Source organism: Chryseobacterium sp. CBSDS_008, from assembly GCF_049959325.1.
In the GTDB taxonomy this organism is placed as follows: Bacteria; Bacteroidota; Bacteroidia; order Flavobacteriales; family Weeksellaceae; genus Chryseobacterium.
This window is the reverse complement of the sequence record NZ_CP188202.1, coordinates 3516999-3541116: the sequence shown is the minus strand read 5'-3', so window position 1 is coordinate 3541116 and position 24118 is coordinate 3516999. Positions and strand designations below refer to the sequence as shown.

At 36.5% G+C, this 24118-nt stretch carries 24 protein-coding genes; 13 read left to right on the top strand and 11 right to left on the bottom strand.

Features of this window, described 5'->3' with window-relative positions; all coding sequences use genetic code 11:
• Positions 1-176 precede the first annotated feature (176 nt).
• The 4 genes from ACP3T3_RS16035 (at position 177) to ACP3T3_RS16020 (ending at position 3158) form a co-directional block, all read left to right on the top strand.
• Positions 177-1367 (top strand): endonuclease, encoded by a 1191-nt coding sequence (locus tag ACP3T3_RS16035; RefSeq protein ID WP_426476817.1) that lies wholly within the window; start codon positions 177-179, stop codon positions 1365-1367.
• 50 nt (positions 1368-1417) lie between these two features.
• Complete coding sequence (locus ACP3T3_RS16030) at positions 1418-1804, top strand: DUF6146 family protein (protein WP_426476816.1); 387 nt, start codon at positions 1418-1420, stop codon at positions 1802-1804.
• 279 nt (positions 1805-2083) lie between these two features.
• Positions 2084-2266: a hypothetical protein gene (locus ACP3T3_RS16025; protein ID WP_426476815.1), complete on the top strand. Its 183-nt coding sequence runs from the start codon at positions 2084-2086 to the stop codon at positions 2264-2266.
• A 133-nt stretch (positions 2267-2399) separates the two neighbouring features.
• The gene (locus tag ACP3T3_RS16020) at positions 2400-3158 is read left to right on the top strand and encodes a GLPGLI family protein (RefSeq protein ID WP_426476814.1); all 759 of its coding nucleotides are present in this window, start codon (positions 2400-2402) and stop codon (positions 3156-3158) included.
• 137 nt (positions 3159-3295) lie between these two features.
• On the opposite strand, the gene ACP3T3_RS16015 is transcribed toward ACP3T3_RS16020, so the two are convergent.
• Positions 3296-3892 carry a superoxide dismutase gene (locus ACP3T3_RS16015; RefSeq protein WP_089692834.1) on the bottom strand — a complete coding sequence of 199 codons (597 nt, stop codon included), beginning with the start codon at positions 3890-3892 and terminating at the stop codon, positions 3296-3298.
• A 175-nt stretch (positions 3893-4067) separates the two neighbouring features.
• On the opposite strand from ACP3T3_RS16015, the gene ACP3T3_RS16010 reads away from it, so the two are divergent.
• Positions 4068-5090, top strand: coding sequence for a hypothetical protein (locus tag ACP3T3_RS16010; protein ID WP_426476813.1), 1023 nt, complete (start codon positions 4068-4070; stop codon positions 5088-5090).
• A 57-nt stretch (positions 5091-5147) separates the two neighbouring features.
• Here the strand turns inward: ACP3T3_RS16010 and rho are convergent, their stop codons facing one another.
• The gene (rho, locus tag ACP3T3_RS16005) at positions 5148-6968 is read right to left on the bottom strand and encodes a transcription termination factor Rho (protein WP_426476812.1); all 1821 of its coding nucleotides are present in this window, start codon (positions 6966-6968) and stop codon (positions 5148-5150) included.
• A gap of 144 nt (positions 6969-7112) precedes the next feature.
• Between rho and ACP3T3_RS16000 the strand changes: the two genes are divergently transcribed.
• From ACP3T3_RS16000 to ACP3T3_RS15985, 4 genes are all read left to right on the top strand, one after another.
• The gene (locus tag ACP3T3_RS16000; protein ID WP_426476811.1) at positions 7113-7502 is read left to right on the top strand and encodes a DUF4293 family protein; all 390 of its coding nucleotides are present in this window, start codon (positions 7113-7115) and stop codon (positions 7500-7502) included.
• Between the two features lie 141 nt (positions 7503-7643).
• The gene (locus tag ACP3T3_RS15995) at positions 7644-8564 is read left to right on the top strand and encodes a M28 family peptidase (RefSeq protein WP_426476810.1); all 921 of its coding nucleotides are present in this window, start codon (positions 7644-7646) and stop codon (positions 8562-8564) included.
• A 237-nt stretch (positions 8565-8801) separates the two neighbouring features.
• Positions 8802-10640 carry an ABC transporter ATP-binding protein gene (locus ACP3T3_RS15990; RefSeq protein ID WP_426476809.1) on the top strand — a complete coding sequence of 613 codons (1839 nt, stop codon included), beginning with the start codon at positions 8802-8804 and terminating at the stop codon, positions 10638-10640.
• 19 nt (positions 10641-10659) lie between these two features.
• Positions 10660-11007 carry a DUF1801 domain-containing protein gene (locus ACP3T3_RS15985; RefSeq protein WP_426476808.1) on the top strand — a complete coding sequence of 116 codons (348 nt, stop codon included), beginning with the start codon at positions 10660-10662 and terminating at the stop codon, positions 11005-11007.
• A gap of 306 nt (positions 11008-11313) precedes the next feature.
• On the opposite strand, the gene ACP3T3_RS15980 is transcribed toward ACP3T3_RS15985, so the two are convergent.
• The 5 genes from ACP3T3_RS15980 to rsfS form a co-directional block, all read right to left on the bottom strand.
• Positions 11314-11970 carry a phosphatidylserine decarboxylase family protein gene (locus ACP3T3_RS15980; RefSeq protein ID WP_426476807.1) on the bottom strand — a complete coding sequence of 219 codons (657 nt, stop codon included), beginning with the start codon at positions 11968-11970 and terminating at the stop codon, positions 11314-11316.
• Between the two features lie 4 nt (positions 11971-11974).
• On the bottom strand, positions 11975-12847 hold the full coding sequence (locus tag ACP3T3_RS15975) for a phosphatidate cytidylyltransferase (RefSeq protein ID WP_426476806.1): 873 nt from the start codon (positions 12845-12847) through the stop codon (positions 11975-11977).
• Between the two features lie 24 nt (positions 12848-12871).
• The gene (locus tag ACP3T3_RS15970; RefSeq protein ID WP_426476805.1) at positions 12872-13453 is read right to left on the bottom strand and encodes an LUD domain-containing protein; all 582 of its coding nucleotides are present in this window, start codon (positions 13451-13453) and stop codon (positions 12872-12874) included.
• A gap of 134 nt (positions 13454-13587) precedes the next feature.
• Positions 13588-15609, bottom strand: a complete 2022-nt coding sequence (gene ftsH, locus ACP3T3_RS15965; protein ID WP_426476804.1) for an ATP-dependent zinc metalloprotease FtsH — start codon at positions 15607-15609, stop codon at positions 13588-13590.
• A 21-nt stretch (positions 15610-15630) separates the two neighbouring features.
• Positions 15631-15996 (bottom strand): ribosome silencing factor, encoded by a 366-nt coding sequence (gene rsfS, locus ACP3T3_RS15960; RefSeq protein WP_047097448.1) that lies wholly within the window; start codon positions 15994-15996, stop codon positions 15631-15633.
• Between the two features lie 87 nt (positions 15997-16083).
• Between rsfS and ACP3T3_RS15955 the strand changes: the two genes are divergently transcribed.
• Positions 16084-16797, top strand: coding sequence for a biotin--[acetyl-CoA-carboxylase] ligase (locus tag ACP3T3_RS15955; protein WP_426476803.1), 714 nt, complete (start codon positions 16084-16086; stop codon positions 16795-16797).
• Here ACP3T3_RS15955 and ACP3T3_RS15950 read toward each other — a convergent pair.
• From ACP3T3_RS15950 to ACP3T3_RS15935, 4 genes are all read right to left on the bottom strand, one after another.
• Positions 16791-17903, bottom strand: a complete 1113-nt coding sequence (locus tag ACP3T3_RS15950; protein WP_426476802.1) for an LptF/LptG family permease — start codon at positions 17901-17903, stop codon at positions 16791-16793. The genes ACP3T3_RS15955 and ACP3T3_RS15950 overlap by 7 nt on opposite strands.
• 6 nt (positions 17904-17909) lie before the next feature.
• Positions 17910-19040 carry a tRNA guanosine(34) transglycosylase Tgt gene (gene tgt / locus ACP3T3_RS15945; protein WP_426476801.1) on the bottom strand — a complete coding sequence of 377 codons (1131 nt, stop codon included), beginning with the start codon at positions 19038-19040 and terminating at the stop codon, positions 17910-17912.
• Positions 19041-19106: 66 nt separating this feature from the next.
• Positions 19107-19475 carry a DUF4296 domain-containing protein gene (locus ACP3T3_RS15940; protein WP_426476800.1) on the bottom strand — a complete coding sequence of 123 codons (369 nt, stop codon included), beginning with the start codon at positions 19473-19475 and terminating at the stop codon, positions 19107-19109.
• 5 nt (positions 19476-19480) lie between these two features.
• Entirely contained in the window at positions 19481-20197 is a 717-nt protein-coding gene (locus ACP3T3_RS15935; protein ID WP_426476799.1) for a polyprenol monophosphomannose synthase, read from the bottom strand.
• 237 nt (positions 20198-20434) lie between these two features.
• On the opposite strand from ACP3T3_RS15935, the gene ACP3T3_RS15930 reads away from it, so the two are divergent.
• The 3 genes from ACP3T3_RS15930 to ACP3T3_RS15920 all read left to right on the top strand — a co-directional run bounded on the left by ACP3T3_RS15930 (position 20435) and on the right by ACP3T3_RS15920 (position 24070).
• Complete coding sequence (locus ACP3T3_RS15930; RefSeq protein ID WP_426476798.1) at positions 20435-21103, top strand: DUF4271 domain-containing protein; 669 nt, start codon at positions 20435-20437, stop codon at positions 21101-21103.
• A gap of 12 nt (positions 21104-21115) precedes the next feature.
• Positions 21116-21856 carry a uroporphyrinogen-III synthase gene (locus ACP3T3_RS15925; RefSeq protein WP_426479980.1) on the top strand — a complete coding sequence of 247 codons (741 nt, stop codon included), beginning with the start codon at positions 21116-21118 and terminating at the stop codon, positions 21854-21856.
• A 168-nt stretch (positions 21857-22024) separates the two neighbouring features.
• Positions 22025-24070 carry a S9 family peptidase gene (locus tag ACP3T3_RS15920; RefSeq protein WP_426476797.1) on the top strand — a complete coding sequence of 682 codons (2046 nt, stop codon included), beginning with the start codon at positions 22025-22027 and terminating at the stop codon, positions 24068-24070.
• Positions 24071-24118: the final 48 nt, after the last annotated feature.

The following is a 24118-nucleotide window of genomic DNA, read 5'->3' as shown; positions in this document are numbered from 1 at the left end:
AAATTTTGTAATTCGCCACTTTTTTAACGTAATTTTTTCTTAACATTGCAATCTTTTAAGAATCATTATATAATTGACACTAAGGCAATTGCTTTTAAATTTACAAATATTTAAAACGCAGTGAATTAAAAAAAGTAAATTTGTAAATTAAATAGTATTAATAATAACTCAAAGAGATGAAGAGATTTTCGAGTCTGTTTGCCATCATTATTTCGATCATGGCATTCTCACAGCAACAGGGAAAACTGAGAAAAGTAGCTACCGTAGGTTTTTTAAACGTAGAAAACCTTTGGGATACTATCCGTTCAGCAGATTATATCGATGGGACCAAAGACATTAAAAATCCTGCTTTTCACAGAAGTATTCCTATAGATTCTATCAAATTTCTGGAAGCTGAAAAATATGACGGACCCTGGAGCGACGGTGCTCTGATTGGCAAAAAAGTAGTTAGAGAACAAGGTGGTTCTGAAGAATTTACCCCAAAAAGTCCAAAGAATTACGGAAGTAAAATTTATAAGGCAAAACTGGCGAACGAAGCTAAAGTAATTTCTGAAATGGGGGCACAATATACCAAAACTGCTCCGGCAGTAGTTGGATTAATTGAGGTTGAAAACAGACAGGTTATCCAGGATCTTGTGAATGAACCCGCTTTAAAGAAATATGATTACGGAATCATTCATTACAATTCCTATGACTACAGAGGGATTGACGTTGCATTGATCTATCAGAAAAGAAGATTCACCCCTACCAATTCTTTAAAAAAAGAACTGGTAATCTACGGTGACAACGGAAAAAGAGAATATACAAGAGATATCCTTGTGGTAACAGGGTTTTTAGACAATGAAAAGGTAGCATTTTTTATGAACCACTGGCCTTCAAGAAGAGGGGGTGAAGCCATTTATTTACCTAAAAGAAATGCCGCAGCAACATTGTTAAAACAGCAAATGGACAGTGTAAGAGCAGCTGACCCAACAACAAAGCTTTTTGCCATGGGTGACTTTAACGATGATCCTGTAAGCCCAAGTTTAAAAAACCACCTGAAAGCACAGGCAAGCCCGAAAGATTTAAACGAAGAAACACCATATCTTAATCTGATGTATCCTTTATATAAGAAAGGAGTTGCCTCTCTTGCGTATCAGGATGCACCTAACCTGTTTGACCAGATTATTGTTTCTAAAAACGTAATTTCTGACCAGGTAACAAAAGAATACGCTGTATATAAAACAGAAATCTTTGCACCACCCTATCTTGTCAATAAAGAAGGAAACTATAAAGGATATCCTTTCAGATCATGGAATGGAGACCAGTTCACAGGAGGCTACAGTGATCACTTCCCGGCATTTGTAGTTCTTCAGAAAGAACCATAAAAAGTTAGGCACCCTTATTGGAGTACTTTTTTTATGTAAATACCTACATCATGAAAAATATTATTTTATTAGTAATGATTGCATGGGTACCTTTCAGCTGTTTTTCTCAGGAAAACACAAAGAAAGACAAAGAGCAATATGAGATGAAGCCTTCCAAAAATGAAGACGGAGAATGGGATCTTACGGTCATTGATACGCAATTCGATTATTTTATGAGTGCTGTGGCTAGACCTATCAGCCAGTACACAGAATCTTATCTGAAGACAAAAAATACATTTTTAGTTAATGAATGGAACAGTTACTATAATTCCGGGAGATATAGAAATATTATTGAATCCGGGATAGATTATGATCCCCAGGAAAATTACGGGATCAGGTTTGAATATAAATTATACCAGGTTTTCGTATATGTGAACTGGAAGTATAAATTAAAATGAACGGATTATCCGGAAGTGATGCGATAAGGTAAATTTAAAACATAGTCAATAAAAAAGGTTCAGAGTAATGCTGAACCTTTTTTATAAATGTTGTTGAAATTCCATTGAAATACTCAATAAATAGCATTTCTTAATAGCATTTCGAATTTCCGTAGTAAAAATACAACTCTTTGATTTAACGATGCAAAAGTAATTAAAACAGAGACTTAACATAAAAAAATAATTCACAACAAATTGATTTTATTTTATATTTTAGTAATGAATTTAAAAAAACTCATTATGAAAAAAATTATTTTATTAGCAGCTTTCGGAGTTGCTGGATTAGTAAATGCTAAAAGCACAGTGGTATCAAATCTTTATTCCAAGGTTACAGAAACCAAAGAAGAGGAAAAGGAAAACAAAGTAAAAGCATTTGGATGTATGCAGGTTTTTGTTCAAACATCTTGCGGACTTAATTCATAACAACATGGTGTAGCGAATGGGGGACCGAGTGTTTAATGAGCGATGCAGAAGCCGTTGAACAAATTAACTGCCATCAGTAATAAAAAATAACTCAGATAGTAAATAAACTATCTGAGTTTATAATTATGTAAAAATGAAAAAAATATTATTACTACTTATTATTAACATACTTCAAGCACAAGAGGTGAAATCAAATACCGCATTTTATTATACATACACATATATGCGTGATTCCTTAGATAAAGACCGGAAATTTGACGAGACGATGGTACTACTTTCAGATGGTAAAGAGTCCATCTATAAAAGTTTCTCCAAAATGCGAAGAGATTCAATCGTACAAAGCAATTTTGCGAAAGGAAATTACTCTATAAACTTTGCCGCCATGCCACAAGCAAGGGTAAATCATGAAGTATTTTACAGTGTAAATAAAAAAATTAAAATACTTGATAAAATCGTCAATAAATTTTACGGATATCCCACAGAAATAATAAACTGGAAAATAGAAAATGAGAAAAAGAAAATAGGTGAATTTAATTGTCAAAAAGCAATTTGTATGCTCAACAACAGAAAGTTTATTGCTTGGTTTACTTCTGATATTCCATCTAATGATGGTCCATTTCTATTTAAAGGCCTTCCGGGGCTGATTGTTGAAGTGTATGATTTAAACTACTATTTTACATTTAGTTTGGTTGGCATTAAGAAACAAAACCTGATTATAACTTTACCAAAAAACTTTATTGAAACAACAAAAGCAAATTTCATTAAAGAAAGAACCGATTTTTATGCAGATCCTGCTGGAAAAGCTAAAATGTATATGGGTAGTAGTGTTCAATTAGCAGACCCAAAGGTTATTAACGAAAAATTTAAAAAAGACAATCTATTCATAGATTAAAGAATAAAAGGAGACTGTCTAAAAAGCATCCCTCTCTCGGACTTCTTGTCTGACAAATTTTGTCATTTAAGAAATTCTCAGAGTTGTTGGTTTACCTTTTGAGACGGTCTCCTTTTCATTTTTATAATAGCTGAAAATTATTTATTGAATAATTCCTCTACTTTATCCCAGTTTACTACATCGAAGAATGCAGAAACATAGTCAGGTCTTCTGTTTTGGTAGTTTAAATAATAAGCATGTTCCCAAACATCTAATCCTAAAACCGGAGTTCCTTTAACGTCTGCTACAGGCATTAATGGGTTGTCCTGATTTGGTGTAGAAGAAACAGATACAGAACCGTCAGCATTTTTTACCAACCAAGCCCATCCTGAACCGAATCTTGTCTTAGCCGCTTCAGAAAAATCAGTTTTGAATTTCTCAAGACCTCCGTAGTTTTCGATGGCAGCTTTTACGTTTCCTACAGGCTCTTTGCTTCCTCCTGGCGTTAAAATTTCCCAGAATAAAGAGTGGTTGAAGTGTCCTCCTCCATTATTTCTTACTGCTGGTTTATCAGTACCTGTCTGGCAGATTTCTTCGATCGTTTTTCCTGCCAGCTCAGTTCCTTCAATTGCTTTATTTAAATTGTCAATATATGCCTGATGGTGTTTTGTATGGTGGATTTCCATAGTTTTTGCATCAATAGTCGGCTCTAATGCATCATATGCATATCCTAGTTTTGGTAATTCAAATGACATAATCTTTATTTTTAATGTTATACCCAAAAATAGCCATTATTTAAGGTATTATCAAGGATTGTATATTACTTTAATAAATCTTTAACATTGATACATTGATTTAGAATGAATTAAGATTTATTTTTATTTAACATTAAAAATAATCATTACATTTATATCATAAAAAATACAATTGATGAATACAAAAATAGCAACTGCCTTATTGGTTGGAGGCTCATTATTTCTTTCAGCTCAAACCAAAGAAGAACTGAAAAAGAAATACGAGAACAGTAATCTCCACAAAGAAACAGATAAGATGATGCAATCCCATCATTCTTATCAGGACAGCATTATACTTCCTCCTCTTCACTATACCAATACATTTTACAGATTAAAAGATAATATTAAAGATTTTAATTCTTTATCCATTGATATAGAAGTCTGCAATACAGTTCCTAAAAATTATTATTTCTATATCTCGCCCTTCAATATGGCATTTAATAATATCCCTATTTACGGAGGTATACAGTCAAAAGGCGACGGTACCAATTCAAAAACCGGAAAAGATGAAGACTACATTCCTTTCAACGGAATTTTTTCCAGGTGGTATGAGCGCGATAAAAATGCTTTGAAAACGAATGGTTATTTCATCAGCTCAGACACAGAAGGCGATTTCATTAGTGTAAGAAAGCCAATCGGCTGGAACAGGGGCTCCTATCGTATTACAATTAAAAAAGACGGTTATATTCCGGGAAAACCTCTTCCTGAAAATATTAAAGATAAAGAAACTTATTTTACCTGGGGAGAATATGAGCATACTTGGCTTACAATGACTGTTGAAGACCTGAGATCTCATAAAACTACAGTTATAGGTTCTCTGGCATTTCCGGGAAAAACAATCAAAATGGATAAAAACCTCTGCTTGTTTCTGGAACAGTACAGATACATTATTGATTTTGCATCTAAACCCCGCTTCAAAAACCTCGAAAATCACATATATTACAAAGATATTCCTTACATAAAAATTATTCAAAAGAATATAATGATCAACGGAAGACCTGCGGATATTGAGCAAGTAAAAACACTTCATAATCATACCCATCATCCAGATCAGGATTCGATCAAAGGAAAAATGCCTGTATTATCAACAGATAGCTTTGACTCTAAGAAAAATGAACTTATTCTGGAAACAGGAATATTGAATTCAAATAGAAAATAAAAAAAAGCACGGAGACCATAATCTTCGTGCTTTCTATTTAACAATATTAAATTAAATTTATTTATTCATAGACATCAGGAATTCTTCATTATTAAGAGTTCCTTTGATGTTCTTATTTACAAATTCCATAGCTTCTACAGGATTCATTTCAGAAAGATATTTTCTGAAGATCCACATTCTCTGAGAAGTCACTTCATCCAGAAGCAGATCATCTCTACGGGTGCTGGAAGAAATTAAATCAATGGCAGGATAAATTCTTCTGTTAGCAATTTTTCTGTCTAGCTGAAGCTCCATGTTACCTGTACCTTTGAATTCTTCAAAGATGACTTCATCCATTTTAGATCCTGTATCAATCAATGCCGTTGCAATAATTGTTAGCGATCCTCCACCTTCAATTTTTCTTGCAGCTCCGAAAAATCTTTTCGGTTTGTGCAGCGCATTCGCATCTACCCCACCGGAAAGAACTTTACCTGATGCAGGAGTCACCGTGTTGTACGCTCTTGCTAATCTTGTAATAGAATCCAGTAAGATCACGACATCATGCCCGCATTCTACCATTCTTTGTGCTTTTGCAAGAACAAGGTTGGCTACTTTCACGTGTTTTTCTGCTGCCTCATCAAATGTAGAAGCAATTACTTCTGCATTTACGCTTCTTTCCATATCAGTAACCTCTTCCGGACGTTCATCGATCAAAAGAACCATCATATATACTTCCGGGTGATTGGCAGCAATAGAGTTAGCAATATCTTTAAGCAACATCGTCTTACCTGTTTTTGGCTGTGCTACGATCATTGCTCTCTGACCTTTTCCGATAGGTGCAAATAAATCTACAATTCTGGTTGATACGGTAGATTCGCTTCCTGCAAGATTGAATTTTTCTTCCGGGAAAAGCGGGGTCAAATATTCAAAAGCTACACGGTCTTTGATGAATGCAAGGTCACGTCCGTTAACTTCTGTAGGTTTTAATAATGAAAAGTATTTTTCACCTTCTTTCGGAAGTCTTACAATTCCTTTCACTGTATCTCCGGTTTTCAACCCAAAATTTCTGATCTGTGCTGTAGAAACATACACATCATCAGGAGAAGAGATATAGCTGAAATCGGAAGAACGTAAAAATCCGTAGTTATCTGGTAAGATTTCCAGAACACCTTCAATACTCACCAATCCATCGAAATTGAATTCTTTTTTATGGTCGTGCTGCTCCTCTGCCTTTTCAGAATGTCTGTTTTGATTCTGATTTTGGTTTTGATGCTGCTGGTGCTGGTTTTGGTTTTGATTTTTATGTTGGTTTCCACTGTTCTGTGGGTGGTTGTGTCCTTTTTGAGGTCTGTTAGCCTGTTGCTGTTGAGGATTATTAGGCTTTTCTTCAGCCTGAACCGGCTCTTGAGATTCTGTGTTTTTTGGAGCTTCTGTTTTTTCCTGAGATACTTCTGCGTTACCTGTATTGGTAGAAACTCTTTTTCTTTTCCTTTTTGCCTGAACTGCGGCTTCTTCTGTTGTTACAGCGGCTTCAGCTTTTGGCTCTTCCGGTTTTATTTCTTCAGAAGCGGGTATTTTTTCTTCTGTTTTTTCCTCTGCTTTAGGTTCTACCGGATCTTTAATAATTGTTTTTGGCTTGGCTGCCGTTTTTTTCGGGGCAGCTTTTTTTGCTGGGGCTTTAGCAGGTTTTTCTGCTGGAGCCTCTTCAGTATTTATACTGGTGGTTTCTGTGGCGCTGAAATAATCTTTTGCAACTTTAGGGTTAGAAGCCTGAAAGTCAAGAATAGCAAAGATTTTGTCATTTTCATTGCTGGTTCTTGCAACTTTAACGCCCAAATCTTTTAAGATTTTAGTCAGTTCCGTTACGGATTTTGACCTTAACGTTTCTATGTTAAACATATTTAATGTAAAAATGTAATTAATTGTGAGTAAGAAAAGTAAGTCCGGTGACTTTTGTTTTCAAGTACATTGTATAATGCAAATCTACACTTATTTTTGAATTGTGCAAAATTTATGTTATTTTTGCCAAGAATTTAATATTCAATGCTACAGAGAATACAAACTATATGGACGTTATTGGCAGTTTTAGCTGCAGCTTTCCTTTTTATAACAGGACAGGATGTTGTCATTACAGACAGTATTCCTTTACTTAATATCGGCTGTATAGTGCTTGTTATTATCGGAGCATTAAGTATTTTCAGTTTCAAAAACAGAAAAAGACAAATTTTGCTGAATACCATCAGCATCATTATAAACGCTTTGTTGATTGGTATATTGGCGTACTGGTTACTAAACTTATCCGGAGGAATTCAATTTCCTGAGAAGGGTATTGAGCCGATTTTCCCATTGATTGCGGTAATCTGTCTGCTTATTGCAAACATATACATCCGTAAAGATGAGAGGCTCGTAAAATCTGTAGACAGACTTCGATAGCCTTACAACGATTTTTTGAGTGAGAACAGCTTCTTTTAAGGAGCTGTTTTTTATTTCACCTTATATTCCTATTTAATTATGTAAATTCATTGCAACTTTTTGATCAAAAATGACAGATCATATAACTTTTAATAAAAGACAATGAAAAAGCTAACGTATCTTACTTTATCCCTGTTCTCTGTATTTACTTTTGCTCAGGAGGTTTCCCGGGAAAAAGTAAAAACAGTTCTTTCCACCCTCGCTTCAGATGAAATGAAAGGCCGTGAAATCGGAACTCAGGAAAATGAAAATGCGGCAAACTATATTGCTGCACTTTTTAAAGAAAATAACCTGGAATACTGTACAGGTAACTCTTATCTCATACCATTCGACTATAAAGGAAAAACAGCATACAATGTTTGCGGAGTCAAAAAGGGCAAAACGGATCAGTACCTTGGATTTTCAGGGCATTTTGACCACATCGGAACCAGTGATAAAAGTGGCGATAACATTTACAACGGAGCAGACGATGATGCCAGCGGAATTACCACACTTGTAGGTATTGCCGATTATTTTAAAAACAAGAAGCCTGAATTCTCCATGGTTTTTATGGCTTTTAATGGAGAGGAGAAGGGAATGCTGGGATCAAAGGCTATTTCAACTGATAAAAATCTGGATCCTATTTATAACAAGATGACGGCTCTTTTCAATTTTGAAATGGTAGCTACAGAATCCCAATGGGGTAAAAATGCACTGTACATGACAGGAGACGGATTCTCAGATCTTGATGAGCTATTTAATAAAAATGCGGTAAACGGATTAAAAATCAATGCAGACCCGTATGCAAAACAGCATCTGTTCTACCGTTCGGACAATGTCAGCTTTGTAAAAAAGAAAATTATTGCCCACTCATTTTCTACCGTTGACATGACGAAAGCTTCTCATTACCACCACGAAAATGATGATATTAACATTGTTGATTTTGATAATATGACACAGATCATCAATAATTTCGGAAAAACACTGGATACATTAAATCCCAAAAATTTTGCCCCAAAATATAATGATCAGGTACAATTTTAATTAAACCATTATAAAAAAGAACCGCTGAATAAGCGGTTTTTCCTATTAAACAACTCTTTCTATTACCTTCTGTTCCTATATAAAATTATGTTTATTTTGTTCCAAAAATAATTCATAAAAATCCTGTGTTTGTAACAAAAAGGCAATTTCTTAAACATATCCATTAAAGTAAAACGGGATTAAGAACGTCTTATCTTTTAATTTTACGTAATTTTGCTATCCAATTTTCTCCATTGAATGAACGAATATAAAAAAATCTTAAAGTTCGCGAGACCGCATCAAAAATATATCTATGGAAGTTTGTTTTTCAACATTCTGTATTCTGTATTTCAGATTGCTTCCTTAGGGACCATTTTACCGGTTTTAGGAATGCTTTTTGGCACTATAAAACCCGAGAAATACGAAAAGCCACCGGTTTATTCAGGTGAGATTATTGACTTTTTCTCTTATCTGAAGGAATATTCCAACTATTATGTACAAACTCTGGTAGACCAATACGGAGCACTAACGGTTCTTGCATGGCTGTGTATCATTACGGCCTTTATGTTCTTACTGAGAAATGCATTCAGATATTTTGGATCATTTTTGCTGATCAACTACCGTGTGGGGGTTACCAAAGACCTTCGCGGAGCGATGTACAGAAAAATTCTTTCTTTACCGGTTTCATTCTTTACGGAAAGCCGAAAAGGAGATCTGATGTCCCGTATGTCTAATGATGTAGGAGAAGTGGAAGGAAATATTTTAGGAAGTTTGATCGAGCTGATCAATGCTCCTTTTATGCTGATCAGTACCCTGGTTACCCTCTTCTTCCTGAGCCCGGAAATGACCCTTTTTTCACTATTGGTATTGCCTGTTATGGGTACCATGATTGCCTTGGTAGGAAAAAGCCTGAAAAAAGATTCCCACGAAGCACAACATGAAATGGGAACCATTTTTTCTATTGTAGATGAAACCTTGAAATCTTCAAAAGTAATCAAGATCTTCAATGCTGAAAAAATCATGGATAACCGATTCATGAGATCAATGAACAAATGGATCTCAAGTTCTATCAGCCTGGGAAGAAAAAAAGAACTTGCCTCGCCGATGAGCGAATTTTTAGGTTCTATTACCTTCCTGATTATCGCATGGTATGGGGGAAAACAAATTATTGTTGAGCAGAGCATCTCTCCTGCTGATTTCCTTGTATTTTTAGGAATGTTCTTCCAGATCTTACCTCCCGCCAAAAGTTTATCTACAGCCATTTCCAATGTACAGAAAGGTGAAGCTTCTCTGAAAAGAGTATTGGAAATTCTTGATGCAGACGTAAAAATTGAAGAAATAGCAGAGCCTGTTTCTATTACCACCCTTCAAAATAATATTGAGTTCAAAAACATTGGTTTCTACTATGATAAAGCGAATCTGATCCTTAAAAATTTCAATTTAACGATTCCAAAAGGAAAAACAGTGGCTTTAGTAGGTCAGAGCGGAAGCGGTAAAACAACTATTGCCAACCTTTTGGCAAGGTTCTATGATGTTTCGGAAGGAGAAATTCTGATTGACGGAACTGATATCAAGCATTTAAAATTACAGGAATACCGTCAGCTGTTGGGAATGGTAACACAGGAATCTGTACTATTCAACGATTCTGTTTACAATAACATCCTGATGGGTAAACCTGATGCCACTAAAGAAGAAGTGATTGCAGCAGCTAAAATTGCCAATGCAGATTCTTTTATCACCAATCTTTCCGAAGGATATGATACCAATATCGGAGACGATGGAAATAAGCTTTCCGGAGGCCAGAAACAAAGGGTTTCCATTGCAAGGGCAGTATTGAAAAACCCTCCTATCATGATTCTTGATGAAGCAACTTCTGCACTGGATACGGAATCTGAAAGATTTGTACAGGATGCCCTTGAGAAAATGATGGAAAACAGAACCTCTCTGGTAATTGCCCACCGTCTGTCAACCATTCAGAAAGCAGACTGGATTGTGGTCATGGAAAAAGGTGATATTGTAGAGCAGGGAACACATCATGACCTGATTGCAAAAAGAGGAATGTATCACAAGCTTGTTGAACTTCAAAATTTTGACTGATATTTTAATTTGATTTAAAATGAACCCTATACAAGAGTATTTCTACAGAATCGAAGAGCCTGAAAGAAGTACTCTTTTATTTTTGCGTGACACTATTTTATCCTCAGATCCGGAAAACATTACAGAAACATTCAGCTTCGGTCTTCCCTTTATCAAATACAGAAAGAAAATGCTGTGCTACTTTTATTACAGCAAAAAATACAGGAAACATTACATCAGCTTTTACCACGGGGACAGGCTGGATTATCCTGAACTGATTCAGGAAGGCAGAAAGAAGTTTAAAATCCTTCTCATTGACATGGAAGAAGATCTCCCTGTAGAATTTATATTAAATCTGACAGAAGAGATTAAGAGCTATATAAAATAATCGTACCGGAACCATCTTTAAAAACTTTATCATTGTGGATTTTCCAGCTACAATCTACTTAAATTTAATATTATAAGATGGAATTCAATTTTTGAGAGAGTTAATAGACCCTTTACCTTGCATCAGTACCAGCTTGTGTTTTTTAAGCATGCAAATTATTGATCCAAACCGAAAAGGTTTAATCTCCCGATATGCAATATTACTCATGTGTATTTAAACTCAAACGCTCAAAATGGACTTACCTCTCATCAAATAAAAAAAGAGAGCTTAAAGGCTCTCTTTTACTTTCTCTTTATAATAAGAATTTTAATTTTCTTTCATTCTGGCAATTACATCCAGACCTCCTTTGGTAATATCACCGATCTTACAGATAATCTCGGTATCCAAAGGCAGGAATACATCCATTCTGGAACCGAACTTGATAAATCCGAATTCGTGTCCGGCTTTTGCCTTATCACCTTCATTACAGTAGAAAACAATTCTCCTTGCCACATAGCCGGCAATCTGTCTGAACACTACTTTATGGTTGGTTAAAGTCTGTATGGCTACAGTTGTTCTTTCATTCTCTGTAGAAGACTTTTCGTGCCATGCTACCAGGTATTTTCCGGGGTGATATTTTTTGTAAATCACCTCTCCTGAAACCGGATATCTGCAGATGTGAACATTCAGCGGAGACATGAAGATAGAAACCTGGATAGCTTTCCCTTTTATAAATTCATTTTCTTCCACTTCTTTGATCATTACCACTTTCCCGTCCACCGGAGCAATTACGTTTTCTCTGTGGTCAAGAATATCACGGTTTGGAACTCTGAAAAACCAGAATATTAAACTGTAAATAACCAACAAAGGCATAATGATCAGCAGGGACCATATTTTAAGGAAATAAATCGCTAAAACGCCCAGAATGATAAAAAGTATGGTCGCAACGGTAATCGTTCCTTTTGATTCTCTATGTAATTTCATGAGACTAAATAAATTTTTCTAAAATAAAGTACAAATATACGACAGGAACGCAGATAATAAAACTATCCAGTCTGTCTAATACTCCTCCATGTCCGGGAATGATGTTTCCACTGTCCTTCACACCGAAGTTTCTCTTCAGCTGACTCTCTACCAAATCTCCTAATGGAGCAAAGGCTGCAATCAAAAATCCTACGATCATCCAGTTTCCTCTTAATTCAGGCTGGTAATGTTCAATGAAGTAAGATAAAACCAATGTTAGAACAACACCTCCTGCATATCCTTCCCATGTTTTTTTAGGAGAAATTTTGGGAGCCATTTTATGCTTACCGAAGAATTTTCCTACCAGATAGGCAAAGGTATCACTGCTCCAGATCAGAATAAACAGAAACAGCACCTCCAGAGAGAAACTTTCATTATAGCTGGAGAACTTGGGCAGCCCCAATGCAAAACTAAACGGGAGCGCCACGTAGATAACGGTAAAAATAAGTTTCCCGCTGTCGAAATATAATTCGTTAGGATATTTGAATAGAGTCACCACAGCAATTCCAATCAGGGCCAGCGCCAATATTTCACTGAGCCTGAAATCAAAAAAGAAATCGTGGTTAAAATATCTTTTGGAAAACATGTAGAATATAAAAATAACCAATGGATAGACCACCCATTTTTCATATCCGTTTCCAAACTTCATGATTTTGACACATTCCCATGTTCCTACAACCAGCAGCAAGCTCATTAAGCCGTGATAAAGATATTGTTGTTTGATAAGGCCGGGCGCAATGCTGTTCAGCAGCTGTGCTCCCAGCGGAGTTGAACAAAGAATAATGATGGCTACATAAATGATACCTGATAGGGTTCTTTGAATGAGATTTTTGTCCAAAATTTATAATTTAGAGGTGGTTGCTTAATCTTCAAGCAGCAATAAAAACAGTTTTGTATTGGAATTCGAAGAACTGTCCATTTTCGACTGGCTGCCGCTGATGGAGGTAAGGTTCTTGATATTTCCGTTTCTTTTTATTTTCCCCATGGCATCATTCAGGTTGTTTACAATCTGAGAAACATTGGCAATGATGATAATTTTATCGGGAAGCCTTGAAGAGTGATAATGGAGAATATTATTATGTGAAAGCATGATCCTGCCGTCATAGGCGATCAGGTATTCACAGGTAATGAATGCGGCATCATTAGACTGCTGCAGTTCTGAAGTATACGGTGTCTTCACAACGTTCAAAAAGTTCTGAAGTTCTTTATCCCAGCAGAAAAGGTTGTGGATACCTTCTATTTTGATAATTTGATTCAAAGTTTGTAGAGCCTCCGCTTCATCTGCACAATAATTAAAAAATCCCCCTGAATGCGTAAATAATTGCGCAAACTTATAGTCAAGATCCGCATTTTTCAGCGAATCCCCAAGTTTTTCCAGGCTCTGTTTGTCCTCTTCTTCAGGCTGGTTGGTAAGTTTGCTTACAATCCTCTTGAATAAATTCAACTTAATCTATTTTTAGTCAACTTTATACAAAAATAGAAAATAAATTACAATAGTGTCCAAAATATCTCCTTAAATATGAAAAAACCTGACAATTTGAGGTTGTCAGGTTTTTAATAATTCTATTTTTAAGAGTCTTAAAGCTGTGTCGGGCTTTCTGGAGCCTGAATTTCACTTTCTTCTTCTTTTTCTTTAATCTGCGGTGCTTCTACTGCTACCGGCTGATCTTTTTCAGGAATCGTATTGGTAACCGGCTTTTCTGTCAATTCAGGATCCCATGCTCTTTTCCCGAAAATTTCTTCCAGGTCTTCACGGAAGATCACTTCTTTTTCCAGTAATTTATTGGCCAAAGCATCAAGTTTATCTTTATTCTCTTCAAGAATCCTTACTGCTCTGTCATATTGATTTTCAATGATCAATTTGATCTCTGCATCAATTTTAGTAGCAGTTTCTTCAGAATAAGGTTTTCCGAAATTATATTCAGACTGGCCTGAGCTGTCATAATAAGAAATATTACCAATGTTTGGACTTAATCCATAGATTGTCACCATTGCCTGAGCTCTCTTCGTTACTGTTTCAAGGTCAGAAAGTGCTCCTGTAGAGATGTTATTGAATATCACCTGCTCTGCGGCTCTACCTCCCAATGTTGCACACATTTCGTCCAGCATCTGCTCAGTAGTGGTAAGCTGTCTTTCTTCCGGAAGATACCATGCTGCCCCCAGAGAACGTCCTCTTGGAACAATCGTTACTTTTAAAAGTGGTGATGCATGTTCTACCAGCCAAGAGATTGTAGCGTGTCCTGCTTCATGATAAGCAACTCTTCTCTTTTCAGATGGCTTGATGGCCATATTTTTCTTTTCAAGTCCACCGATAATTCTGTCTACCGCATCCAGGAAGTCCTGTTTTGTAACAGAAGTATGGTTATATCTCGCTGCTATCAATGCTGCTTCGTTACAAACATTCGCAATATCTGCCCCACTGAATCCGGGAGTTTGTTTTGCTAAGAAATCTCTGTCTACATTATCATCAAGCTTGATTTTTTTCAAGTGAACATCAAAGATCTGTCTTCTTTCATGAAGTTCCGGAAGGTCTACATAGATAGAACGGTCAAAACGTCCTGCTCTCATCAAAGCTTTATCAAGGATATCTGCTCTGTTGGTGGCCGCCATTACAATGACATTGACATCGGTTCCGAAACCATCCATTTCGGTAAGAAGCTGGTTCAATGTATTTTCTCTTTCATCGTTTCCTCCGGAGAAGTTATTTTTCCCTCTTGCACGACCGATAGCATCAATCTCGTCAATAAAGATGATCGCCGGAGATTTTGCCTTAGCCTGAGCAAAAAGGTCTCTTACTCTGGAAGCTCCTACTCCTACAAACATTTCAACAAAATCAGACCCTGAAAGTGAGAAGAACGGAACTTTGGCTTCACCTGCAACGGCTTTTGCCAATAATGTTTTACCGGTTCCCGGAGGGCCTACTAAAAGGACTCCTTTAGGAATTTTACCTCCCAGTTTTGTATATTTTTCAGAGTTCTTCAAGAAATCTACAACTTCCTGAACTTCTTCTTTAGCTCCTTCCAATCCGGCAACATCTTTAAATGTCACCTGAATTCTTTCTTTCTCGTCGAAAAGCTTCGCTTTGGATTTTCCGATGGAGAAGATTTGTCCGCCAGGACCTCCGCCGCCACCCATCTTTCTGAAAAGAAGGAAGTAGAATAATCCAAGAATAGAAATCCAAACCAGCGCAGGAATTAAGATATCCATCAACGCATTTTTTCCTGTACCGTAATCTTTGGTTGTTTTAATGACCGGGCTGGTAGCTTTGATCTGTTCAAATTTCTGAAGGAAAAGCTGAAGATCTCCATATTTTACAGAGAAATCTGCTTTAGGTGCCATTTCGAAAGCAGAAAGAGGGTTGTTTTCTTTCCCGGCCTTGGAGACCATTGCCGATTTTGCTTCTTTTGTCAGGAAAACATCAGCTTTCTCTATGTCTTTGTATATAATTATATTCTGAACTTTCCCCGCCTGCATTTCTCTAAAGAAACCATCTTCATCAATAGATTTTGCGGCATCACCTCCAAGGAAATTGGAGCCAAAGAATAGCAAAAGAGCTATGATTGCAATAGGAAAGAACCAGTTGAATCCTTTATTATTCATTTAGACTTTTTAAAATTTTTATTATTCATTTTCAATTCTGGTAATGACTGCGTCACCCCAAAGCTCTTCTATGTCGTAGTACTCACGTACCTGTTTTTGAAATATATGAACCACCACTGAAACGTAATCTACCAGTACCCACATTGCATTTTCAGTACCTTCTACGTGCCAAGGTCTGTCCTGCAGTTCGTTTCTTACTTTTTTCTCTACACTTCCTGCCAATGCAGCAACCTGTGTATTTGAGTTTCCACTACATATCACGAACGTTTCTGCTACGGAGTTTTCGATGTTGGAAAGATCAAAGATCATAATGTCTTCCCCTTTTACATCCTGGATAGCTTCAACGATTTTATCTATTAACGCTTGTTTTTCTGCTGTTTTATTCATTAAAAAAATACTATAATCTGCAAATTTATTGTTTTTTCTTTACTTTAACCTTACTTTTACCCTCTTAATGTCTTAAAGTTTTCTTAAATGAGCCAACTCTTCTACCTGAAGGAATGTTCTTCTACTAATGACGAAATATCAAAGTTTTTACTTTACGGAAATTCAAATTTTGTAGGACTGCATACTTTTAATCAAACAAAAGGCCGTGGTCAGTATGGAAATACCTGGACTCAGACTGCCGGAAAAAACATCGCTTATACGCTGGCAGTGAATACTCAGAACATCTTGTGCTCCGACTTTATATTCAATTACTATACCGCAATGATAATCCGGGATTTCCTTGCCAAATTGTCTGACTCAGAGGTAAAAATCAAGTGGCCGAATGATATTATCCTTAAAGGTAAAAAAATCGTTGGAATTTTAATAGAAAAGAAAAAGATTAATCAAAATAATTATTTTATCATCGGAGCCGGACTCAACGTCCTTCAGGAAAATTTTGATGAAATATCCAATGCGGGATCGCTTCTGACACAGACAGGAACCCGATTTGACCTGGAAGACCTTGCTTTAAATCTTCATGAATTTCTGTCTGGAAAACTTAAAAACATTCCTTCCGACCAGGAAATTCTGGATGGATTTAATCAAAACCTTTTCAGAAAGGATCAGGTATCTGTTTTTGAAATTGAAAAAGAGCGACAAAATGGCATCATCCGAAATGCAGACGAAAAGGGTGAGCTCTGGATTGAGCTGGAAGACGGAATGCGTTCTTTTTATCACAAAGAAGTAAAATTGCTTTACTGATTGGCTCTTTTGATATACAGATAAAGAGTAAGCGGCAGAAACACCATATTAGGCAGCCACATGGCTACAGCCGGAGACAAACTTTTATTTTCTGAAACTACTTTTAAGGCTTCAAATGAAAACACGAAGATAAAGGCCAGCGAGATCCCTATTGCCAGATTGATTCCCAATCCTCCTCTTTTCTTCTGAGATGACAGGGAAAGCGCCAGGAATGTCAGAATAATGATCGAAACAGGCATTGAGGTTCTTTGGTGGAGCTCATTCAGGTAAGAATTCAGATTACTGTTTCCTCTTGCTTTTTCTCTTTCAATAAATTTCAGAAGTTCAGGAGTGGTTTTATTCTGCCCCAAAAGCTCGTTAGGAAACAGCTCTTCCGGAGAGTGCCCGTAGTTTTTTCTTAATTCTATTCCGTTACCGAGTTTTTCGGTATTGTCTTTATTAATTGTTTTTTCCAGATAGTTATTGAGAACAAACTGTTTTTTAGCCTTGTCCCAATATACCTCACTTGCTTTCAGCTCGTAGATCATTTTTCTGTCTTTATCATATTTCTGATAGACAAAACTGGAGCCTCGTTTTTCTCTCTTGTTCCAGGAGTCAACGAAGATATATTCTGTTTTACTCAACTGTGAAGAAGCCGGAGCTGTTCCTAAAATCTTTTCTTTATTGGCCGCGTTATAGGTATATGCTTCCAGTTCATTTTTCTTGATATTGGCCCATGGCAGAACCATATGGTATACCACAAGGGCAATCAATCCGATAAAAATAGAGGTTACCAGATAAGGTTTGGAAAACCTGTGAAAACTGGCTCCGCTACTGATAATAGCAACAATTTCCGTATTATTTGCCATTCTGGAAGTAAAATAAATTACTGAAATAAATACCAGAATGGAAAGGAAAGTCACCACAAGGTTGATGATCCAGAAGGGATAAAAATGGATAAGGAAATAGGTCAGATCCAGTTTCGGATCAATGGCCTTGGCATTTTCTATCCTAGGAATTTTTTGCTGAACGTCAATTACCAATACGACTATAGACAATAATACCAGCATGAAACTGAAAGTTCCAAGGTATTTTTTAATGATATATCTGTCTACAATTTTAAGCATATTCTTTTACAGTCTTTGTCTAAGAACCGGTACTACAGAGTTTTTCCATTCGTAGAAATCTCCGGCAATAATATGTTCTCTGGCTACTTTTACCAAATCAAGATAGAATGCCAGATTATGAATCGAAGCAATCTGTTTTGCCAGATATTCTTTAGATACAAACAGGTGGCGAAGATACGCTTTTGAATATTCACGATCTACGAAACTGGTTCCAAATTCATCCAAAGGCGAAAAGTCACGCTTCCATTTTTCATTTTTAAGGTTCATTACCCCCTGCCATGTGAAAAGCATTGCATTTCTTGCATTTCTTGTCGGCATCACACAATCCATCATATCAATTCCCAGTCCGATAGACTCAAGGATATTCCATGGAGTTCCTACTCCCATCAGGTATCTTGGCTTTTCTTTTGGAAGGATGTCTGTTACTTCATCAGTGATTCTGTACATTTCTTCTTCAGGTTCTCCCACGGAAAGTCCTCCGATGGCATTTCCTTCGGCTCCTGCTTCAGAAATTACTTCTGCAGAAATTTTTCTAAGGTCAGAATAGGTAGAGCCCTGAACAATAGGGAAGAGCCTTTGCTTGTGTCCGTATAATTCAGGATTATCATTAGTCCATTCAATACATCTTTTCAGCCAACGGTGGGTAAGCTCCATGGATGATTTTGCCTGGTTATACTCACACGGATAAGGAGTACATTCGTCAAAAGCCATGAAAATATCGGCTCCGATCTGTCTTTGAATCTCCATTGATCTTTCCGGGGAGAACATGTGATAACTTCCATCGATATGAGATTTGAATCTCGCACCTTCTTCCGTCATTTTTCTGCTTCCCGCCAGTGAAAATACCTGAAAACCTCCTGAATCGGTAAGGATAGGAAGGTCCCAGTTCATGAATTTATGTAAACCACCGGCATCCTGCATCGTTTCCATGCCCGGACGAAGGTATAGGTGGTAAGTATTTCCCAGAATAATCTGGGCTTTAATGTCTTCTTTTAATTCTCTCTGATGAACTGTTTTCACACTGGCTACAGTTCCCACAGGCATAAAAATAGGAGTTTGAATCTTCCCGTGATCTGTGGTAATCTCCCCTGCTCTTGCTTTTCCTTCAGAGGTTTTTTCTATATTAAAAAATTTCATCTCTATACTTTTTTAATGCACTGTTTTATCAGTGATTTCCTGTAGGATTAAACTCTCCAGTGCCATTTATCTTACCAAAGGTAACACAGCTCCGTTTTGTTTCAGTTTATCCTTTACATATTTATCTGCTTTGGGATCTTTCTTCAGCAGGAGTTCCTGTGCATCATTGGCAATCCCATCCATTTCTTCTTTAATCACATAGTATTTGAAACTGTCTACAAAATCATCTGGTTTCACCTTGTATGACTTCAGCACAGCTCTTGTACCTGCTTCCATATTTTTGTCAGGATATACATAAATAGCCTGATCATTGACCGCAAGATCGGCAATAATTTCTGCCATCATATCTTTATCGATCAGATTTTTAGGCTTATCAATATAATCACTGCACGAAAACAGCAACAGCAAAACGAAAATAAAGATTAGCTTTTTCATCAGTTTCATAATCTGTTGATGATTGATTTCCATTTTAAGTTCAGTACTCCGAAAACAGCTTCATGGATAATTCCGCCATTCATTTTGCTTTCTCCTAAAATTCTGTTGGTAAATATAATAGGAACTTCTACAATGCTGAAACCTTTTTTAAATGCTCTGAATTTCATCTCTATCTGAAATCCGTATCCTTTCAATTTTACATTATCCAGGCCTATTTCTTCCAAAACTTTCCTTGAAAAGCAGACAAATCCGGCTGTGGTATCATGAATTGGAAGTCCCAGTACAAACCTTACATATTTGGATGCAAAGTAAGATAGCAATACCCTACCCATAGGCCAGTTCACTACATTTACTCCTTTTGAGTAACGGGATCCAATTGCCATATCAGCATTGATGCACGCTTCAAACAATTTTGGCAGATCATTCGGATTATGTGAAAAATCGGCATCCATCTCAAAAATATAGTCATAATTATTTTCGATGGCCCATTTAAATCCATGAATATATGCCTTTCCAAGCCCATCTTTCACGTGTCTTACCGACAAGTGGAGATAATGGGGATGTTTCTTCTGCAACTCCTTCACAACCTCTGCTGTACCATCCGGAGAAGTATCATCCACTACTAAGATATGAAAGTCATCCTCCAACGCAAAAACCGCGGAAATAATATTTTCAATATTTTCCTTTTCGTTATAGGTCGGGATGATGACGAGTTTTTTCATTTCAGTTTGCAAAGATAGTTTATTTAACCTTTTTATTTTATACAAAATAATCTATAATTTTGCAAAAATATTTCTCGGGGATTAAGCGCATGAAACAGAAACTTTTATTCAACAGATCTGAACAATACGTAAAATCGATGGGAGCAAATATTTTAACTGCAGAGTTATGGATGGGGTATCAGGAAAATCTGTGCCGGCTGTATTCTGAAGTTAGATAATAAATAAAAAAATTAAATTTTGCCATCATCACAACACTTCATCAATCACGTAAGAATACCTGAAAATAATGATTGGGTAATCTTCATTCTTGTGGGCTGTATATTTCTATATGTTTTTATGATGAACGTCATAGAAAGGGATGCCAGCCTCAAGGATTTTCTGCTTCAGAAATATTTTGATGCAAGCAATAACCTTCCCAGCTGGATTACCACTTCCTGTGTCACAACACTTACCTTGTCTGTATTAATTTCACAGTACATTCCTGTTGTACCGAAATATATTGCCGTTCTTCAGCTTTTTGGGTATCAGCTCAATAAATTCGGGTATACCTTGTTGGCTGTACTGTTTTTTTATGTCATAAAATCAGCATTAGGTTTTTTATTTTACCAAAGTATAGGGGACGGGAAAAAATGGACAATTTTCTATTTTACCTCCACAAAATTCTATTTCATTCTTTCATTTTTGCTGATAATTCTTTGTGTAACCCACTATTACTTCCCTATAGACAGAAATAAAATGTTTTTATATTATGTCTGCTTCTTTTCTTTTGTATTCATTTTCAAAGTCTTTTTCTATTTATTTCACAAGAACAAGATCCTTCCGGAGAAATGGTATTATAAATTTTTGTATATTTGCACCCTCCAAATCGCACCATTATTATTGCTTTGGAAGTTGTTATTTTTTTAATAAAAGTCAATGATGAGAATAAAGTCTATATTGGTTTCTCAACCAGCGCCTAGTGAGTCTTCTCCATATTTGGATATAGCGAAGAAGGAAAAAATAAAGATTGATTTCCGTCCATTTATCCACGTCGAAGGGGTTGACAATAAAGAGCTCAGAACACAGAAAATAGATCTGACGCAGTATACCGGTATTATTTTTACCAGTAAAAATGCGATTGACCATTACTTCAGATTAGCAGAGGAACTGCGTTTTGCCGTTCCGGATACGATGAGATACATCTGCCAGTCGGAAGCAATTGCCAACTACCTTCAAAAACATATTGTGTACAGAAAAAGAAAAATCAGCTTTGGGGAGAAAAACTTCTCAGATCTGCTTCCTCTTTTCAAAAAATTCCCAACTGAAAAGTATCTGCTTCCATCTTCAGATGTTTTAAGTCCGGATATTGTAAAAACCATGGCTGCATCTAATGTAGAATGGACAAGAGCGATTATGTACCGTACCGTATGCAGCGACCTTACAGATATCAATGTCAAAGATTACGACATGCTGATCTTCTTCAGCCCGCAGGGAATCAAATCGCTACAACAGAACTTCCCTGACTTCAAACAGGATGAAACCAAGATCGGAGTTTTCGGAAACACGACTTTGGCCGCCGCAGAAGAAGCAGGATTAAAAGTAGATTTAATGGCGCCAACGAAGGAAACTCCTTCCATGACAATGGCCCTGGAAAAGTATATTAAAGCACTACACAAATAGTCTTTACAGTAAAAAATACCATCAACCATCTTTTCAATAAAGGGAAGATGGTTTTTTTTTACCTAAATTTGAACAAAAATTAACATTGAATGATATCTGCGTAAATCACATACTTTCAAAAGAAAAGTATATGACAGATTTTACTCAATAAAAAATCAAAATATCCGGATGAAAGCTCCACAAGCGAAAAAAATAGAAAAAGTATTAGAAACCCACGGCGATAAAAGGATCGATAATTATTTCTGGCTGAATGAAAGGGAAAACCCTGAAGTTATCCAATATATTGAAGAAGAAAATGCTTATGAGGAATTCATCATGAAAGATACAGAAGCTCTTCAGGAAGAGCTTTTCGAAGAGATGAAGGCACGTTATAAAAAGGATGACGAGTCCCTGCCTTATTTCTTTAATAGATACTGGTATATTGTGCGTTATGAAGAAGGCAAAGAATACCCTATTTTCTGCAGAAAGCACAAGAGTCTTGATAATGAAGAGGAAATTTTACTTGACGTTAATATTCTGGCTGAAGGCAAAGAGTTTTTTGAAGTAGGCAGTGTAGCGGTAAGCCCTGGTAATGAATTGGCTTCTTTTTCTTCAGATGATGTAGGAAGAAGAATTTATACGCTTAATTTTAAGAACCTGAAAACCGGAGAAATCCTTCCTGATACGATTCCTAATACAACAGGAAAAGCAGTTTGGGCGAATGACAATCTGCATGTTTTTTACATCAGAAAAGACAAAAACCTGCGCGCATTTCAGGTGTACAGGCATCAACTGGGAACAGATTCAGCGGACGATGTTCTGATCTTTCACGAAGAGGATGAAACTTTTGATGTAAACGTATTTAAAACAAAATCTTTACAATACATTTTCATTGCCAGCTCCAGCACTATTTCTGATGAGCACCGCTTTATCCCTTCTGATGATGTATTTGCAGAATGGACGGTGATCCAGCCAAGAATAGACGACCTTGAATACTCGGTAGAACACTATGAGGATGAATTTTATATCATTACCAACGCTGATGACGCGATCAATTTCAAGATTGTAAAAACAAAAATTGATAACTGTGGTATGAAAAACTGGGTAGATGTCATTCCACACCGTCCCGAAGTTTTATTGGAAGGGTTTGAGATCTTTAAAGATTATCTGGTCCTTGAGGAAAGAGAAAAAGGCCTGCTTCAGATCAAAATCATTGATGAGAAAACTCAGGAGTCTTATTATTTACCTTTTTCTGATCCAACGTATACAGCTTATATTGGAATCAACCTGGAGTTTGATACAGAGATTTTACGTTACGGCTATACTTCTCTTACACAGCCAAGTTCTACATATGAGTACAACATGAAGGAAAAAACGACAAAACTGCTGAAGCAGCAGGAAGTCCTGGGCGGAAAATTTGTCCCTGAAAATTATATTTCAGAAAGAATCTGGGCAGATTCAAGAGATGGAAAGACGAAAGTTCCTATTTCTTTGGTATACCATAAAGATACCAAAAAATCGGCAGATACTCCGCTTCTTTTGTATGGGTACGGAAGTTATGGCCATACTGTAGATGCCAGCTTTTCAAATGTAAGGCTATCGATTCTGGACAGGGGATTTATTTATGCAATCGCTCATATCCGCGGTGGAGAATATCTGGGAAGGGAATGGTATGAAGACGGAAAAATGTTATTCAAGAAAAATACATTCTTCGATTTCATTGATGCCGGAAAATATTTAATCAAGGAAAATTATACTTCATCCAAACATATGTATGCGATGGGTGGAAGTGCCGGCGGACTGTTGGTGGGTGCTGTGGTTAATTACGAGCCTCAGTTATTCAACGGAATTGTAGCGCAGGTTCCTTTCGTGGATGTTGTTACAACGATGTTAGACGATACAATCCCGTTAACTACCGGAGAATATGACGAATGGGGAAATCCAAATGACGAGGAATATTATCATTATATGAAAGACTACTCTCCATATGATAATGTGGAAGCTAAAGATTATCCGCACATGTTGATCACTACAGGGTTTCATGATTCCCAGGTACAGTATTGGGAGCCAGCAAAATGGACCGCAAAACTGAGAGAATTAAAAACAGACGATAATATTTTAGTCTTCAAAACAGATATGAGCTCCGGACATGGAGGCGCAAGCGGAAGATTTGAATCCCTAAAAGAAGATGCGCTGGAATATGCGTTTCTTTTAAAGATAAATGATAATTCATAAATGATAAATGATGGATAGCCCGGATTATAATACAATTTTCGCTTTTAA

Bases quoted from the DNA above. Each gene is read 5' to 3' on its own strand.
- ACP3T3_RS16015 (WP_089692834.1), bottom strand. From the start codon at position 3,892: ATGTCATTTGAATTACCAAAACTAGGATATGCATATGATGCATTAGAG.
- ACP3T3_RS15985 (WP_426476808.1), top strand. From the start codon at position 10,660: ATGAACCCTATACAAGAGTATTTCTACAGAATCGAAGAGCCTGAAAGA.
- ACP3T3_RS15925 (WP_426479980.1), top strand. From the start codon at position 21,116: ATGAGAATAAAGTCTATATTGGTTTCTCAACCAGCGCCTAGTGAGTCT.
- ACP3T3_RS15995 (WP_426476810.1), top strand. From the start codon at position 7,644: ATGAAAAAGCTAACGTATCTTACTTTATCCCTGTTCTCTGTATTTACT.
- ACP3T3_RS16020 (WP_426476814.1), top strand. From the start codon at position 2,400: ATGAAAAAAATATTATTACTACTTATTATTAACATACTTCAAGCACAA.
- ACP3T3_RS15990 (WP_426476809.1), top strand. From the start codon at position 8,802: ATGAACGAATATAAAAAAATCTTAAAGTTCGCGAGACCGCATCAAAAA.
- ACP3T3_RS16030 (WP_426476816.1), top strand. From the start codon at position 1,418: ATGAAAAATATTATTTTATTAGTAATGATTGCATGGGTACCTTTCAGC.
- ACP3T3_RS16025 (WP_426476815.1), top strand. From the start codon at position 2,084: ATGAAAAAAATTATTTTATTAGCAGCTTTCGGAGTTGCTGGATTAGTA.
- ACP3T3_RS16035 (WP_426476817.1), top strand. From the start codon at position 177: ATGAAGAGATTTTCGAGTCTGTTTGCCATCATTATTTCGATCATGGCA.
- rho (WP_426476812.1), bottom strand. From the start codon at position 6,968: ATGTTTAACATAGAAACGTTAAGGTCAAAATCCGTAACGGAACTGACT.
- ACP3T3_RS15955 (WP_426476803.1), top strand. From the start codon at position 16,084: ATGAGCCAACTCTTCTACCTGAAGGAATGTTCTTCTACTAATGACGAA.
- ACP3T3_RS16000 (WP_426476811.1), top strand. From the start codon at position 7,113: ATGCTACAGAGAATACAAACTATATGGACGTTATTGGCAGTTTTAGCT.
- ACP3T3_RS15940 (WP_426476800.1), bottom strand. From the start codon at position 19,475: ATGAAAAAGCTAATCTTTATTTTCGTTTTGCTGTTGCTGTTTTCGTGC.
- rsfS (WP_047097448.1), bottom strand. From the start codon at position 15,996: ATGAATAAAACAGCAGAAAAACAAGCGTTAATAGATAAAATCGTTGAA.
- ftsH (WP_426476804.1), bottom strand. From the start codon at position 15,609: ATGAATAATAAAGGATTCAACTGGTTCTTTCCTATTGCAATCATAGCT.
- tgt (WP_426476801.1), bottom strand. From the start codon at position 19,040: ATGAAATTTTTTAATATAGAAAAAACCTCTGAAGGAAAAGCAAGAGCA.
- ACP3T3_RS15920 (WP_426476797.1), top strand. From the start codon at position 22,025: ATGAAAGCTCCACAAGCGAAAAAAATAGAAAAAGTATTAGAAACCCAC.
- ACP3T3_RS16010 (WP_426476813.1), top strand. From the start codon at position 4,068: ATGAATACAAAAATAGCAACTGCCTTATTGGTTGGAGGCTCATTATTT.
- ACP3T3_RS15950 (WP_426476802.1), bottom strand. From the start codon at position 17,903: ATGCTTAAAATTGTAGACAGATATATCATTAAAAAATACCTTGGAACT.
- ACP3T3_RS15935 (WP_426476799.1), bottom strand. From the start codon at position 20,197: ATGAAAAAACTCGTCATCATCCCGACCTATAACGAAAAGGAAAATATT.
- ACP3T3_RS15980 (WP_426476807.1), bottom strand. From the start codon at position 11,970: ATGAAATTACATAGAGAATCAAAAGGAACGATTACCGTTGCGACCATA.